General features: G+C 68.8%; 12 protein-coding genes. 7 read left to right on the plus strand and 5 right to left on the minus strand.

Translation table 11 applies throughout. The features are described from left to right. The first annotated feature begins 23 nt into the window (after nucleotides 1–23). The 3 genes from K8612_RS18945 to K8612_RS18955 all read left to right on the plus strand — a co-directional run bounded on the left by K8612_RS18945 (nucleotide 24) and on the right by K8612_RS18955 (nucleotide 2521). The gene (locus K8612_RS18945) at nucleotides 24–656 is read left to right on the plus strand and encodes a glutathione S-transferase N-terminal domain-containing protein (RefSeq protein ID WP_223763297.1); all 633 of its coding nucleotides are present in this window, start codon (nucleotides 24–26) and stop codon (nucleotides 654–656) included. A gap of 180 nt (nucleotides 657–836) precedes the next feature. Continuing rightward, nucleotides 837–2204 (plus strand): DUF6861 domain-containing protein, encoded by a 1368-nt coding sequence (locus tag K8612_RS18950; protein ID WP_223763298.1) that lies wholly within the window; start codon nucleotides 837–839, stop codon nucleotides 2202–2204. Continuing rightward, nucleotides 2204–2521: a hypothetical protein gene (locus K8612_RS18955; RefSeq protein WP_223763299.1), complete on the plus strand. Its 318-nt coding sequence runs from the start codon at nucleotides 2204–2206 to the stop codon at nucleotides 2519–2521. The genes K8612_RS18950 and K8612_RS18955 overlap by 1 nt, the downstream gene beginning before the upstream one ends. Nucleotides 2522–2541: 20 nt before the next feature. On the opposite strand, the gene K8612_RS18960 is transcribed toward K8612_RS18955, so the two are convergent. Next, entirely contained in the window at nucleotides 2542–2973 is a 432-nt protein-coding gene (locus K8612_RS18960) for a helix-turn-helix domain-containing protein (RefSeq protein ID WP_223738951.1), read from the minus strand. Nucleotides 2974–3048: 75 nt separating this feature from the next. On the opposite strand from K8612_RS18960, the gene K8612_RS18965 reads away from it, so the two are divergent. Beyond that, complete coding sequence (locus tag K8612_RS18965) at nucleotides 3049–3903, plus strand: class I SAM-dependent methyltransferase (protein WP_223763300.1); 855 nt, start codon at nucleotides 3049–3051, stop codon at nucleotides 3901–3903. Here the strand turns inward: K8612_RS18965 and K8612_RS39265 are convergent, their stop codons facing one another. Continuing rightward, on the minus strand, nucleotides 3904–5601 hold the full coding sequence (locus tag K8612_RS39265) for a delta-60 repeat domain-containing protein (RefSeq protein ID WP_306799672.1): 1698 nt from the start codon (nucleotides 5599–5601) through the stop codon (nucleotides 3904–3906). Nucleotides 5602–5682: 81 nt separating this feature from the next. Further along, nucleotides 5683–7191, minus strand: a complete 1509-nt coding sequence (locus K8612_RS18980; RefSeq protein ID WP_223763301.1) for an aldehyde dehydrogenase family protein — start codon at nucleotides 7189–7191, stop codon at nucleotides 5683–5685. 300 nt (nucleotides 7192–7491) lie between these two features. Here K8612_RS18980 and K8612_RS18985 point away from each other — a divergent pair, with 300 nt between their 5' ends. After that, nucleotides 7492–8433, plus strand: a complete 942-nt coding sequence (locus K8612_RS18985; protein ID WP_223763302.1) for a 3-hydroxyacyl-CoA dehydrogenase family protein — start codon at nucleotides 7492–7494, stop codon at nucleotides 8431–8433. Then, entirely contained in the window at nucleotides 8430–9029 is a 600-nt protein-coding gene (locus K8612_RS18990) for a hypothetical protein (RefSeq protein ID WP_223738947.1), read from the plus strand. The genes K8612_RS18985 and K8612_RS18990 overlap by 4 nt, the downstream gene beginning before the upstream one ends. Before the next feature lie 68 nt (nucleotides 9030–9097). Here the strand turns inward: K8612_RS18990 and K8612_RS18995 are convergent, their stop codons facing one another. Both K8612_RS18995 and K8612_RS19000 read right to left on the minus strand, forming a co-directional pair. After that, complete coding sequence (locus K8612_RS18995; RefSeq protein ID WP_223763303.1) at nucleotides 9098–12205, minus strand: efflux RND transporter permease subunit; 3108 nt, start codon at nucleotides 12203–12205, stop codon at nucleotides 9098–9100. Between the two features lie 21 nt (nucleotides 12206–12226). Further along, the gene (locus K8612_RS19000; RefSeq protein ID WP_223763304.1) at nucleotides 12227–13384 is read right to left on the minus strand and encodes an efflux RND transporter periplasmic adaptor subunit; all 1158 of its coding nucleotides are present in this window, start codon (nucleotides 13382–13384) and stop codon (nucleotides 12227–12229) included. 466 nt (nucleotides 13385–13850) lie between these two features. Here K8612_RS19000 and K8612_RS19005 point away from each other — a divergent pair, with 466 nt between their 5' ends. Continuing rightward, a complete protein-coding gene (locus K8612_RS19005; RefSeq protein WP_223738944.1) occupies nucleotides 13851–14114 on the plus strand; it encodes a hypothetical protein in 264 nt (87 codons plus the stop codon). Nucleotide 14115 lies beyond the last annotated feature (1 nt).

Genomic DNA, 14115 nt, shown 5'->3' on the forward strand with positions numbered 1-14115 from the left:
CGCCACATTGACTGGAGGCTCCCATGTCCACGCTCGACACGCCTGTCATCATCGGCCGTTCAAGCTCGCATTTCACGCGCATCGCCCGGCTCTTCGCCGCGGAGCTGGGCGTTGATCACTCCTTCCAGGTGGTGCGGGACCTGCTGTCCACGAACCCGGAGGACTACGGCGGCAACCCCGCGCTCCGGATTCCCGTCCTGAAGACATCGCAAGGGGTCTGGTTCGGCGCGCTCAATGCCTCCCGTGAGCTGTGGCGGCGGTCGAACCCCAGACCCCGGGTGGTGTGGCCGGAGGATCTGGACGTGCCCCTGCTGGCGAACCTGCAGGAGCTCACCCTGCAGGCCATGGCGACGGAGGTGACGCTGGTCATGGAGAAGATGGCCGGCGCCGGTGAGGGGACGACCCATGCGCGCAAGCTGCGGGAGTCCCTGCTCAACATGATGGCGTGGCTGGAGTCGAACGCGAGCGCCGCGCTGGCCGCGCTCCCGCCCGACCGGGACCTGAGCTACCTGGAGGTCACGCTCTTCTGCCTCGTGACCCATCTGGAGTTCCGGGACGTCCTACCCACGGCCCCCTATGAAACGCTGAACCGCTTCTGTCAGCAGTTCGCACAGCGCCCATCCGCCAGCGCCACCCAGTTCCGCTTTGATGTCTGAGTACACCCGGGCTTCGCGGGACGAGCGCGGCTTGTAACGACCCTCCAGGTCATCCGCCAATGGAAGGATGGCTGGGCTGAGGTCTCCACGCGTCATGGACAAACGGGCTTCGTTGCCTCCGAGTACATCTGGACCCATTTGCCCGAACCCAGCGCAAGACTGCATCGGGTTGAAGCGGGCGTGTCCGGCACCGCCATTGCCATCGCGGAAACCTATTACGGCGATCTGGCCACCCAGTGGGGGCAGGACCTGCGCTTCTTCGTCAACGTCCTCGCGAACGTGAACCGCCTGGCCGTGCCTTTGGGGACAACGGGGTGGCGTGAAGTGCACTTTCGCAGCGACACCTTGATCTGGATTCCAGGCCGTGGCTTTGCCCAATCCCTATCGGATGTCGTCAACTCCGGTTCCCGCTCCTACAACCTCGCCACGACGGTGGGCTCCACCGTCGCGCGCGTCACCCAACTCTGGGATGACTTCCATCGCGCGGTCGCCCTCTCCACACGCTATCTCAGCGGGTCCGTCACGCGGCACGCGGAAAAGGTCCTCCAAGACATCGTCATGGCACTGGCCGAGATGGTGCTGGGAGGGATCGCGGTGCTCGCGGTCTCAACCGCGATAGGAGCGGGAATCGGTGCGCTGGCCGGCGGGATCGGCGCAGCACCGGGTGCAGCCGCCGGATTCGAGATCGGGCTCATTGTCCTTGAGTGGTTGGGGCTGGCCATGTTGCTGAACTGGCTCGTGGAGTCCCTCTGGAAGGTGGCCAAGGCATTCCACAAGTTCATCATCACGGTGTGGGATGCGAAGGGGAACGCGAACGCGATCGATCGCGCCGCACGCGAATTCGCAGAGGCCATCGCGACGCTGGTCAGCGCCATCCTGGAAGGGGTGATCATGCTGGCGATGTCTCGCGGGGTGTCCTGGATGGTACGCGCGCTGCGCGGGACAGCCCTCTCGCGCAAGCTGGGAGAGGCCCAGTTGGCGAAGTGGCTTCACAAGCGCCTCGACCTCTTTCGAGAGAAACATGGAGCGCGCCCGCGGGAAGTCCTGGGGAAGTTGGCTCAAACTGTGATGGAAGCCCGCTTCTTTCGGGGAGTGGAGCTCGTCCAACGAACGCCGAAGGGAAATCACCAGTCCCTCGGAGAGTTCGATGGGGTCGACATGCACCAGAGGCTCCTCATCGAATACAAGACGGCGCGGGAGCTTCATCTGTCAAACCCACCGACAAGCCCAGTGAAATGGGCCGAAAAACACATCTTCAAGAGCACCGTCGCCCGCATCAAGGCACTCACAGGGACCGCGACCGGAACACGGCCAACTCCGGAGGGCTCGGCGGAGGTTCCCGCTCTCGTGGAGCTTCAGGGCTTCCGTCGCTTGCAGTTCCGCATTGACGCGGACACTCCGGGACTGCGTGCAGGAGTGGAAGCTGCACTGCAAATGCTCCGTTCGGCCCATCCTGGCTGGACGTTCGAGGTGCGCTGGGGCATTGACCTTCGATTGCCGCCCCTACCCGACTGGGCCACCGTGGGCCACCATCAAGAGAGCCGCTGATGTCTGTCGCAATTCTCGTCACCTTCAAAGCGAAAGACAGGGACTCACTCTACATTCCAGTGGCCACCCAAGGGGCGTACCACGCCTTGTGGCTTCCTGCGGCGGAGAAGCTTGGGCTCAAGTGGGTGCCCCTGTTCGAGAATGGTCCCATCATCGGCGTGGGAGACCTGCCGGCAGTGATGGATGAGTTCCGGAAGCTGCGGGAAGCGCTGGCAGGCAACCCGAAGAATGATTCTCTTCTCGAACGCATCGATTCGATTCTGGAGGGACTCAGCGGCTTGGATCTCAACGAAGTCTCCGAGATCGTCATTGGTTGACGACCGAGCCCGTCCTGGCGCTACGGCCGCCGCGGAGTCTGCTTCCTTCGCGTGCCCATCGCGCCGGACGCGGCGCCTTTGAGGATGCGGCGGAAGGTGGGGCAGTCCAGGTGGCTCGGATGCGGGCAGGCAGCGGCGTGCCGCAGGCCGTCGCGCATCGCGCTCAGCTCGCGGATCGTCCTGTCCAGCTTCTCCGCCTGGGCCGTGAGCATCTTCCGGTCGATTCTTGGCCGTCCGTCCGGCGCGAACATGCGCCCCACCTCATCGAGCGAAAAGCCCGCTGCGCGCCCCATCGCGATCAGCGCCAGCCGCTCCAGCACCTCGGGACCGAACAGGCGGCGCAGCCCCCGCCTGCCGATGGAGGCAATCAGGCCCCGCTCCTCATAGAAGCGCAGTGTCGAGGCGGGAACGCCGGAGCGCTTCGCCACCTCCGTGATGTCCAGTGCGGTCATTCGCTTGACCTCAAGTCGGCTTGAAGTGGCACCCTGCGGCTTCAGGTTCTTGAAGGCAAGCAGGAGGAGACATCCATGGATGACACGCGCCAACCCGAGGACGAGCAGACGAACCTGTGGAACGGCCCCGCCGGACACGCCTGGGTAGAAAACCAGGCGGTGATCGACGCGATGTTCAAGCCGCTCGAAGACCTGCTCGTCGAGGCAGCCGCCGAGGGCTCCGCGCGCCGGGTGCTCGACGTCGGCTGCGGTACAGGCAGCACGACGCTCGCCGTCGCGCGGCGGCTGGGCGCGGAGGGCCTCTGCACCGGTATTGACATCTCGGAGCCGATGCTCGCCGCCGCCCGGGCCCGGGCCGAGCAGGAGGGCACCCCGGCCCGCTTCATCCGCGCCAACGCGCAGCTCCACACCTTCGAGCCCGCGAGCTTCGACATGATCATCTCGCGCTTCGGCGTCATGTTCTTCGAAGACCCCGTCCAGGCCTTCGCGAACCTGCGACACGCCGCCAGGAGTGGCGCCCGACTCCTGGCCATCGCGTGGCGGAGCCCTTCGGAGAACCCGTTCATGACGACGGCCGAGCGCGCCGCCGCGCCGCTCCTGCCGAACCTCCCCGCCCGCAAGCCGGACGCGCCAGGACAGTTCGCCTTCGCGGATTCGAACCGGGTCCACCGCATCCTGGAGGCGAGCGGCTGGGCCGGAATCGACATCCAGCCCATCGACGTCACCTGCACCCTGCCCGAGAAGGAGCTGGTCCGTTACCTGTCCCGGTTCGGGCTCCTCGGGAGGGTCCTCCAGGAGGTGGACGAGAAGACCCGCGCCCAGGTCATCCAGACGGTCCGCGCCGCGTTCGAACCGTTCGTGCACGGAGCGGAGGTCCGCTACACCGCGGCCTGCTGGAAGGTGGAGGCCAGGTCGTCAGCGAGCGCCTGATCACGGCTCGCGGGAGCCGCGGCCGCGCACGTCCAGCGGATCCTGCTTCGTCTCCACGCAGGTGGCTCCCTGGGCCTGGGCCCTGCGGATCCTCGCGTCGCAGTGCTGCCACGCCCCCGCGGGCGTGGCCACGCTCCCGCCAAGGTGGAGCGCGCACGAGGGGTTGTGTCCCCAACTGTCCTCCTGCATCCAGTAGAGGAACGTCTCCGTCATGGCGCCCGGCCGGGTGCACTCGACGAAGTGCGACTTGCCGTCCGCCTTGAAGAACGCGCTCGTCGTCGCGTTGGGGACCTGCTTCTTCGGCGGAAGGACCGTCTCGAAGCGCGCCTGGAAGCCCTGCACCCGGGTGCCGTCCGCCGCCAGCCGGAGAGGAGAGGTCACCGGCTGGCCCGCCAGCTCGTCGAAGAGCCCATCCACCACCACCGACCCGTCCGGCATCGCCGCCACCATCCGGAGGAAGCCCGCGACCTCTGGGTTCCGCTTCGCTTCCGCCGCCGCCTTCCGGTAGCGCAGCCCCGCACCAAGCCCCTGCTGGAACCGCGCATCCACCGAGCCGTCCGCCTTCAAGCGCACGAGCCCCGGACCCCGCCAGGGGCCCTCCGGCGGATCCACGGCGGGGATGTTGTTCTGGGCCAGCACGAGCGTCCCGTTCGGTCCCAGCCCCATCTGCGGCACGCGCATGAAGCGGCCCTGGGGGAACTCCCCTTCCTGTTGGAAGGTCTTGTAGGCGGGGTCGAGCCTCCCGTTGGGCGTCAGGCGCACCACGTGCGCGCGCTTCCCGCCCTGGCCCACCTCCCCCACCCCGATGACCGAGCCGTCTGGACGCGGGGCGATGAGGCTCAACTCCATGCCGTCCTCGCCCTTCATCAGCCAGGACAGGAGGGGCGTGTTGAAGCGCGCATCGGGCTTCCACCGCGCGTCGAGGGCGAGGATGGGAACCTCGGCCCGCTCCCCTTCCGGCTCGAACCGGCCGCTCAGGAAGAGGCCTCCATCGGCCCGCGCGCGGACCTGGTTCAACTCGAACCAGCCCAGCCCGAGCCCCTTCAAGACCGAGTCGAAGCGCACGGCGCGGTCGATGGCGCCATCGGGCGTGAAGCGCAGCAGCCACAGCGGCACCTGCTTCAGGTAGCTCTCGTCTGGCGTTGACGCCGCGACGATGAGCCGCGACTTCGCATCCACCTCCGCGGTGATGATGAACGACGAGGCGCCCACCTTTTCGAGCAGCGCCTCCCGCACCTTGCGGTTGAAGGCGTCCGCCTGCGCCCCCGCCGCCGTGTGGCGGACGAGCACATGGGCAATGCTCGCGGGCCCGCTCTCGCCTTGAGCGGCCTTCGCGTCGCGGGAGTGATACGTCGCGATGTAGCCCCCGGAAGGCACGGCGAGCAGTTGCACCAGCTCCTTCATGCGGTCCCGGTCGGACGCGGCCTCGAGCGCCACGGAGGCCGGTGACGTGTCGCGCTGGCCCAGGGCATCGATGACCACGACGCTGCCCACGGGCTCGCCGTTCAACCGGTTGCAGGTGTGCCCCACCACGCCCCAGGCACCCTTGGGCGCGGGGAGGACGGCCACGAGCTCGCAATCGCCATTCGGCTCGTGGAACTGGTCATGGGGCGACCAGATTCCGTCCTCCTCCGCGAAGGCCCCACCGCCCAGTGCCAGGGCGAGCAACACCGTGCCCGCGTTCCTCAAAGCCTGCATCGTGCGCTCCCGTTTGACTCAAGGTCGCACCATGGTGTCACGCCGCGTGCCCCTTCTGGAACCCACGCGCGGGTGGACGCCTCAGTCAGGCCAGTTGCCTTCCATGGGATGCGGGCCGTCCGTGAAGGCACGCACCAGGTGGACGCCGCCGACGAAGGCGCCCGCCCATGAGCCGCCCTTGCCGCCGAAGGACTCCTCGCGGTCGCCCCGCGAGCGCAGCGCGTTGATGCCCACCTTGAAGGCATGGAGCCGCGCGGCGATGCGTTGGGCGAGCCCCGGGTCGTCCGTCGCCACCGAGGCGACGAGCGCGCCCTGGGAGACGTTGGCCTCCCGCAGCAGCTCCTCCTCGGAGTCCACCGACACCAGGACGTCCACGGGGCCGAAGGGCTCGCGCAGGTAGAGCTCACTGTCTCGCGGGACGCCGAAGAGCAGGACGGGCGGCAGGTACGCGCCCCGCTCCTGCCGCGCGGTGAAGGCGTCCTCCGCGAGCATCCCCTCATGCAGCACCTGCGTGCCCTGCTCCCGCGCCCGGGCGATGAGGCCGCGGAGCTCCTCCACCTTGCTGGGGGAGATGAGCGGCCCGAAGTCCACGTGCGCGCCCAGGACCGGGTTGCCGACGCGCAGCGTGGAGACCGCATCGACATACGTCCGGACGAACTTCGGGACGAGTGACTTCTCGACGACCCAGCGGGTGTAGGCGGTGCAGCGCTGCTTGCCGAAGTCGAAGCCCGCGCGAATCTGTTCGCCGAGCCCGTCCCAATCCGTGAAGTGCGTGATGGCGTAGGCGTTCACGCCCTCCATCTCCAACGCGTAGCGCTTGTCCGTGTCACGCAGGCGGCGGTGGACCTCGCCACCGTTGGCGCGGCCGCCAATGAAGGCGACGCCCGCGATGAGCGGATGGCCGACGAGCGCCTCGGAGAGGTCCCTCCCGCGCCCGCCGACGAGCGACACAGGAAGCCCCGCGCGGCGCAGCAACGCGAACGCGAGGGTCAGCGAGACGCCGCCGCCCTGGGTCGGAATCTTCGCGATGACCGAGTTGCCCGCGAGCGACTGCACGAGCACGTTGAGCAGGAGGACGGAGAAGGGATAGTTCCAGGAGGCGATGTTCGAGATCAGGCCCAATGGCTTGCGGCCATCGATCATCCGGCCCATCTGCTCCAGGTACCACGCGATGCCCGCGAGACACCGGTCCACGTCGTTGGAGGCCGTGGGCAGCGTCTTGCCAATGTCCCACGCGAGGATGCGGACGAGCAGGTCCCGGTGCGAATGGAGCAGCACCACCGCCTCCGTGACCGCACGGGCGCGCTCATCGAGCGGACGGGCCGCCCAGGGCCCGAACTCCGCCGCTGCCTGCTCGACGCCCGCGGCGACCTGGGAGGCGCCGAGCAGCGGCAGCTCCGCGAGGACGCTGCCATCGATGGGCGAGACAGCGTTGAACCAGGCAGGCGGCTGGACCCACCTCCCCGCGATGGGCGAGAGCAGACGCCCCTGGGAGTCGAAGGCCTCCGGCACGGCCCTGCGCGCCTCGGCCAGCAGGAGGCGACTTTCAAGATGACGAAGGGGCTCGCCAACACGTTCGGTATCCAGCATGGGTGCTCCTCCTCGCGCGTCGACCGCGCTGATTCCAATGAAGCCCCGGCCCATGACGAGCTGCGGCATGAGTGCAATATCGTCATGCACGCCGCGTCTGTCTGGGGAGGCAGGCAGGGGCCCGCCGGGCGGTGTGTGCGCCCCCTGAAGGCGAGCCGCACGGGCGCGTCGTGAATCCGAGACGCCGAGGAAGGCCCGGCGCGTCACGCATGCGCCCTGGACAATTGCAGCCACCATTCAAGGGATTGCCACGCGAGCGGCGGGCAGCCACGCTCGCGCCGCATGGGACACAAGCGGCTGATGAGGATTGGCGTTGTCGGCGGCGGGGCCATGGGGTGCGGCATCGCAATCGAGCTCGCCCTTGCCGGCAGGCAGGTGGTGCTCTTCAACAGGCAGTCGGAGAGCAGCGAGGCGGCGCGCGTGAAGCTGGAGCGCGACGCCGCGCTGCTGGTGGACACGGGACTGCTCCGCGCGGAGCAACGCACCGCCGCGCTCGCGCGCATCCGTCGCACCACGGTGCTCGCGGAGGCCGCCGTGGACCAGGACCTGGTCATCGAATCCATCCCCGAGGACCTGGCGCTCAAACAGCAACTCTTCAAGGAATTGGACCGGCTCGCGTCACCGGACACCCTGCTCGCCACCAACACCACCGCGCTGAGCGTGACTGCCATTGCCCGCGACTGCGCGCACCCCGAGCGGGTCCTCTCCGCGCACTACTACCTGCCCGCGCACCTGGTGCCGCTGGTGGACGTCATCCCCGGTGAGAAGACGTCCCCCGACGCGGTGGAGACGGTGCGGCGCTTCCTCGAGGAGCTGGGCAAGTCGCCCGTGGTCTTCGCGAGGGACGTGCCGGGCTCGGTGGGCCCGCGACTGCAGCAGGCGCTCATCGGCGAAGCCTTTCGAATCGTGCAGGAGGGCGTGGCCACGCCGGAGATGGTGGACCGCGTGCTCACCCAGGGCATCGGGAGGCGCCTGGGCGCCTCGGGCATCTTCGACCGGCTGGACCTCGTGGGGCTGGACTTCATCACCGGCGTCCTGCGCGGCTCGGGGCGCCCGGTGCCGCCGGTGCTCGCCCAGAAGGTGGACCAGGGCGAGCTGGGCTTGAAGACGGGCCAGGGCTTCTATCCATGGACGCCGGACAGCGCCGCCGCCTTCGAGGAGCGCATGGCCCGCCACCTCATCACGCAACTGCGCGAGGACCGGGCCGCGGGCCGCCTCCCCCCGCCGGAGTCCGGCGAATGAGCGCCGACGTCGTGCTCGTGGACCCCGCGGCGCTGTCGGACTTCGTCGCGGACGCCATCCGGGAGTACACGGCGTGCACGCCGGAGCTCCCGCCGCGAAGCTGGGCGGTGCTGCTGGGGCGCTTCACGGACGACGCGATGCACGTGGAGCGCGTGGGCTTCGCCACCAACATCCGCGAGACGGACGACACCGTGCTCCAGGAGTTCGAAGCGGCCATCATCCCCCGCTTCGGCGCCTGCTACGCCAACGGCAGGCGCGGCTTCTGGTGTGAGCCCCGCGAGCTGCTGCGCATCACCGCCGAGGCCGAGGCCGAAGGGCTGGAGGTGCTCGGCTCCATCCACCTGCACCCGGACTGGCACCGCATCGGTCCGCCGCACGAGCGCGGCCTGCGCGTCAGCCAGGAGCCCACGCCCATGGACCAGCACCTGTTCCAGGGCAGCGGCTGGCCGCTCAACATGATCCTCTACCTGGAGCGGAGAGAGGGCAGGCTCTACCACTCGCTCGGAGCGTGGGCCCCGCCGTCCGACGCGGAGTCCGGCGCGGGCTGCCGCGCGCTCGCCATCCGGATGCGCACTCCGGAAGCAGGCGTGGCGTAGCCACGCCCATCGGCGCCGAGGAGTCCCACCACGACCCTCCCCGGCGCTCTGGCCCCGCCCGCCGGCGCCTACGCCGCGGCGTCAGGCGCCCGCTGGAGCTCCGGGGCTTCGCTGGCGGCCACGGTGCGCGTCTTGGCGATGAGCAGGTAGATGGCCGGCACGAAGTAGAGGGTGAAGAGCGTGCCCAGCGCCATGCCCGTCACCAGCACGAGCCCGATGCTGTTGCGCGCCGCCGCGCCCGGCCCCGACACCAGGACGAGCGGGAAGTGCCCCGCCACCGTGGCCACCGTCGTCATCAGGATGGGACGCAGCCGCTCCGCCGCCGCCTCCTTCACCGCCTCCAGCTTCGAGCGGCCCTCCTCCTGGAGGCGGTTGGCGAAGTCCACGATGAGGATGCCGTTCTTCGCGATGAGCCCCACCAGCGTCACCAGCCCCACCTGCGAGTAGATGTTGAGCGTGGTGGTGAAGCTGTCCGTGAAGTACGGCATCATCGGGTTCGGCATCCGCAGGAACGTGGTCACCAGCGCGCCGAAGAGCGCCAGCGGCACCGACCCGGCGAGGATGATGAGCGGATCCCGGAAGCTGTTGAACTGGGCCGCGAGCACCAGGAAGATCAACACCACTGCCAGCCCGAACGCCGGGGCGAACGAGTCGCCCTCCAGGCGGAGCTGCCGGGACTCGCCCGTGTAGTCGATGCGGTAGCCCGCGGGCAGGATGCGCGCGGCCTCGGTCTCCAGGAAGGTGAGCGCCTCGTCCAGCGGACGGATGGCCACGCCGCTGAGCTTCACGGCGTTGAGCTGCTGGAAGCGGTTGAGCGACCGGGGCGCCACCTTGTCCTGGAGGGACGCGATGGCCGACAGGGCCACGAGCTTGCCGTCCGGACCGGTGACGTGGAGGTCCTTGAGCTGCTCCGGCGTGAGACGCGAGGTCCGCAGCACCTGCGGGATGACCTTGTAGCTGCGGCCCGCGATGTTGAACCGGTTGACGTAGTTGCCGCCCACGGCGGACCCCAGGTCCTGTCCCACGGTCCCCAGGTTCAAGCCCAACTGCGCCACCTTCTCGCGGTCCACCTCCAGCTCCGACTGGGGCTGGTCCAGCTTCACGTCGATGATGGGCGGGAAGGCGAACATCCCGCTCTGCGTCGCCTTCTCCTGGAGCTGCTGCGCGAAGCCCAGCAGCTCGTCCGCCTCCGCCGTGGAGGCGATGACGAACTCCACCGGGAAGTTGCCGCCGCCCGGCAGCGCGGGAGGCTGGAGCGTGAACGTCTGGACCGCCGGGAGCGTGCTCACCCGAGCCTGCGCCTCCGCCAGTACCTGCGCTGTCGTCCGCTTGCGCTCCTTGAACGGCTTCAGCACCAGGCCCCAGAAGCCGTTGCTCGGCTGCACGATCTGGAAGTTGAAGCGGGACTCCGGCATCTCCATCAACAGCTCGCTCGTCCGCGTCACGGACGGCTTGAGCTGATCCAGGGTCGAGTTGGACGGCGTGCTGACGATGCCGATGACGAAGTCCTGGTCCTCCACGGGCGCCAGCTCCCGGGGTGACTGGCTGAACATCATCAGGGCGAGCACGCTGAGGAAGATCCACGCCGCGTAGACGGGACCGCGCACGAGCAGCGAGCTGTCCAGGGAGCGGGCATACGCGGCCCGCAGGCGCTCGAAGCCGCGGTTGATGACGCCCGCGAGCCCCTTGTCCTCGTGGCCCGCCTTCAGGAGCACGGAGGACATCATCGGGGAGAGCGTCAGCGCCACCACGCCGGACAGGGCCACCGCTCCGGCCAGCGTCAGCGCGAACTCACGGAACAGCGAGCCCGTGAGCCCGCCCTGGAAGGCGATGGGCGCGTACACCGCGGCGAGCGTGAGCGTCATCGCGATGATGGGCCCCACCAGCTCGCGCGCGCTCCGGAGGGCGGCCTCCACCGGGCGCAGTCCGTTGCGCAGGTGGCGCTCCACGTTCTCCACCACGACGATGGCGTCGTCCACCACCAGGCCCACCGACAGCACCACCGCGAGAAGGGTGAGCAGGTTCACCGTGAAGCCGAACACCTGCATCAGGAACACCGTGCCGATGAGCGACACCGGGATGGCCACCACCGGCACCAGGATGGAGCGCACGGAGCCCAGGAACAGGAAGATGACCACGACCACGATGAGCAGCGTCTCACCCAGCGTGCTCACCACCTCGTCGATGGCGTTCTGGATGTAGTCCGTGCCGTCGAAGGCGACGCCGCCGTGGATCTGCTCGGGCAGGTCCTTCTGGAGCGAGTCCATCTCCTTGCGGATGCGCTGCATGACGTCCAGCGAGTTGGCGTTGGGCAGCGACCAGATGCCGACGAACACCGCCGTCTTCCCGTTGAGCGTCACGTCCGTGTCGTAGTCCTCGGCGCCGAGCACCACGTCCGCCACGTCCGACAGCCGCACCACCGCGCCGCCATCCTTGCGGACGATGAGCTGCTTGAACTCCTCCACCGAGCGCAGGCCCGTGTTCGCCGTGAGGTTCACCTGGACGAGCGAGCCCTTCGTCTGGCCCACGGCGGCGAGCGTGTTGTTGGTGGCGAGCGCCTGACGGACCTGGATGGGGCTCACGTTGAGCGCGGCCATCTGGTCCGGCTTCATCCACACCCGCATGGCGAACGTCCGCGCCCCGAGGATGTCCGCGCGCTGCACGCCCTCCACCGAGGACAGCCGGGGCTGCACCACGCGCACCAGGTAGTCGGACAGCTCGTTCTGCTCGAGGAAGTCCGAGGTGAAGTTGAGGTACGCGACGGCGAACTGGCTGTCCGCCGACTCGATGCTCAACACGGGGACCTGGGACTCCGGCGGCAGGTCTCCGCGCACCTGGTCGACCTTGGCGCTGATTTCACTCAAGGCGCGGTTGGCGTCGTAGTTGAGCTTGAGCCGGGCGCGGATGATGGAGATGTTCTGCAAGCTCGTGGACTCGACGTAGTCGATGCCGTCCGCCGCGGCGATGACGCGCTCCAGCGGCGTGGTGATGAAGCCACGGACGAGCTCCGCGTTGGCGCCGACGTAGACCGTGGTGACGGTGATGTCGGCGTTCTCGCTGCGCGGGTACTGCCGCACGTTGAGCGAGCGCAGGGCCTGCAGGCCCGCGATGATGATGATGAGGTTGACGACCAGCGCCACGACGGGCCGCCGGATGAACAGGTCGGTGAATTTCATGGGTTCGCCTTCCTGCGTCCCTTACGGGTTCACCGGCTGGGGAGCGACCTCGGTGGGCGGCGCCAGCGCGTTGTTCACGACGACCGCCGCGCCGTTCTTCAGCTTGAAGACGCCGCTGCTCACCACGGTCTGCCCGGGCTTCAGGCCGGACGTCACCGCGACGTAGTCCCCCCGGCGCTCTCCCAGCCGCACGAACTGCTGCCGCGCCAGCAGGGCCGTCTTGCCCGCCGCGTCCTTGCCCTCGGACAGGGTGAACACCGAGTCACCGTAGGGGGCGAAGAGCACGGCGGTGGCGGGGATGGCCACCACCTGCTCGCTGGCGTCGGAGAGCACCTCCACGCTGGCGAACATGCCCGGCAGGAGCCGGCCGTCCGCGTTGGGCACGGTGGCGCGCATGCGCACGTTGCGGGAGGACAGCTCCACCTCCGGGTTGATGGTGGTGAGGTCCCCCTCCCAGGACTCGCCCGGGAAGACGTCGACGCGCAGGCGCACCTTCTGGCCCTGCTTCACCTGGGCCAGCGCCTGCTGGGGCAGTTGGAACTCCACGATGGCCGGGGTGGAGGACTGGAGGGACGCGATGGGGTTGCCCGGGGAGACGAGCTGCCCCAGCTCCACCTGGCGGATGCCGATGCGGCCATCGAAGGGCGCGCGGATGGTCTTCTTGGCGATGAGGGACTTCAGGTGGGCCACCGCCGCGGCGGACTGGAGCGCCCGCGCGCGGACGGCGTCCAGGTCCGACTGGGTGTTGGCGCCCTGGGCATGGAGCTTCTCGGCGCGCTCGCGGGTCAGCCGCGCGAGCTCCGCGTCGGCCTCGGCGCCGGCCAACTGGGCCTGCTCGCTGGAGGTGTCGAGCTGGACGAGCACCTGGCCCTTCTTCACCGAGGCGCCGTTCTCGAAGCGGATGTCGGTGACGACGCCCGGCAGCTCCGCGCTCAGGGTCACGCCCCGGAGCGCCATCACGGTGCCGACGGCGCTGCGCGTCCCCTGCCAGCCGAGGGACTGCGCCTGGGCGGACGTCACGGACTCGGGAGGCGGCACGAAGGTCTCACCGGCGCTGATCATCGACATGATCTGGCCCGCCTTGACGGCGGCGAGCCCCGCGAAGACCCCGAGCAGCAGCAGCACGCCGAGGATCCACCGCTTGAGGCGGCTGGCGCGGGGCGGTGAGGAGAGAGGCACTTCGGGAGCATTCGCATGCATCGTGGGCACCCACGGGCTGCCGGCAGCAGCCGTGTCAGGGAATGCGCCGCCCTCTAGCCGAACCGCTGTGCGTTTGCGCCCTTGAAAATCTGTTCAGGTTGTGACCACTCCCTGGGTTGGCTTCGCGCGCGAAAAAGTCGGGCGAGGATGTGACCCGGCCGTTAATGGCGCGCGCTGGCGCAGCCGCGGCGCTCGGAGCCACGGGGCATCGTACATGCGCCCAGCCCCCCAGGCCCGATGCCGACCCGGAGCAGCAGCGGTGAGACACACCCCGTCTCACCCGGGCGCGCTATTCCCTGGCTGTCTTCGTGAAGCGCGTCCGCCATTCCGCCTGCTCCACGACCAGCGCCTGCCGCCCTCACGGCAGGACATGGCTGATTGCATCGCTTCATGTGCAGTCGTTCAACGGCACACATGAGCCAATCACGTCAGGGGAGGTTGCGACATGGGCAGCATCATCGAGGAAGAACGCCTCAACGGCTTCGCGAAGCAGCTCGAGTCCATCTCCGGCCAGGGGGACACGCAGTTGCCCCAGCAGCTCATCGGCGGCGCCGTGGGCTTCGTGCGCAAGGCGTCCGACACGCTGGAGCAGAACTCGACGGAGGAGCTGCTGCGGCAGGCGCAGACGCGGATGCGCGAGCGCCCGGGGGTGGCGCTGGCGGGGTGCGCGCTGCTCGGCTTCGTCGCCGCTCGATTCCTGAAGGCGTGAG

Source organism: Corallococcus sp. AS-1-6, from assembly GCF_020037015.1.
In the GTDB taxonomy this organism is placed as follows: domain Bacteria; phylum Myxococcota; class Myxococcia; order Myxococcales; family Myxococcaceae; genus Corallococcus.

What these genes read in the sequence shown, in the direction of transcription:
- K8612_RS18945 (WP_223763297.1), top strand. Translation starts at nt 24, where the DNA reads ATGTCCACGCTCGACACGCCTGTCATCATCGGCCGTTCAAGCTCGCAT.
- K8612_RS18955 (WP_223763299.1), top strand. Translation starts at nt 2,204, where the DNA reads ATGTCTGTCGCAATTCTCGTCACCTTCAAAGCGAAAGACAGGGACTCA.
- K8612_RS18960 (WP_223738951.1), bottom strand. Translation starts at nt 2,973, where the DNA reads ATGACCGCACTGGACATCACGGAGGTGGCGAAGCGCTCCGGCGTTCCC.
- K8612_RS18965 (WP_223763300.1), top strand. Translation starts at nt 3,049, where the DNA reads ATGGATGACACGCGCCAACCCGAGGACGAGCAGACGAACCTGTGGAAC.
- K8612_RS39265 (WP_306799672.1), bottom strand. Translation starts at nt 5,601, where the DNA reads ATGCAGGCTTTGAGGAACGCGGGCACGGTGTTGCTCGCCCTGGCACTG.
- K8612_RS18980 (WP_223763301.1), bottom strand. Translation starts at nt 7,191, where the DNA reads ATGCTGGATACCGAACGTGTTGGCGAGCCCCTTCGTCATCTTGAAAGT.
- K8612_RS18985 (WP_223763302.1), top strand. Translation starts at nt 7,492, where the DNA reads ATGAGGATTGGCGTTGTCGGCGGCGGGGCCATGGGGTGCGGCATCGCA.
- K8612_RS18990 (WP_223738947.1), top strand. Translation starts at nt 8,430, where the DNA reads ATGAGCGCCGACGTCGTGCTCGTGGACCCCGCGGCGCTGTCGGACTTC.
- K8612_RS18995 (WP_223763303.1), bottom strand. Translation starts at nt 12,205, where the DNA reads ATGAAATTCACCGACCTGTTCATCCGGCGGCCCGTCGTGGCGCTGGTC.
- K8612_RS19005 (WP_223738944.1), top strand. Translation starts at nt 13,851, where the DNA reads ATGGGCAGCATCATCGAGGAAGAACGCCTCAACGGCTTCGCGAAGCAG.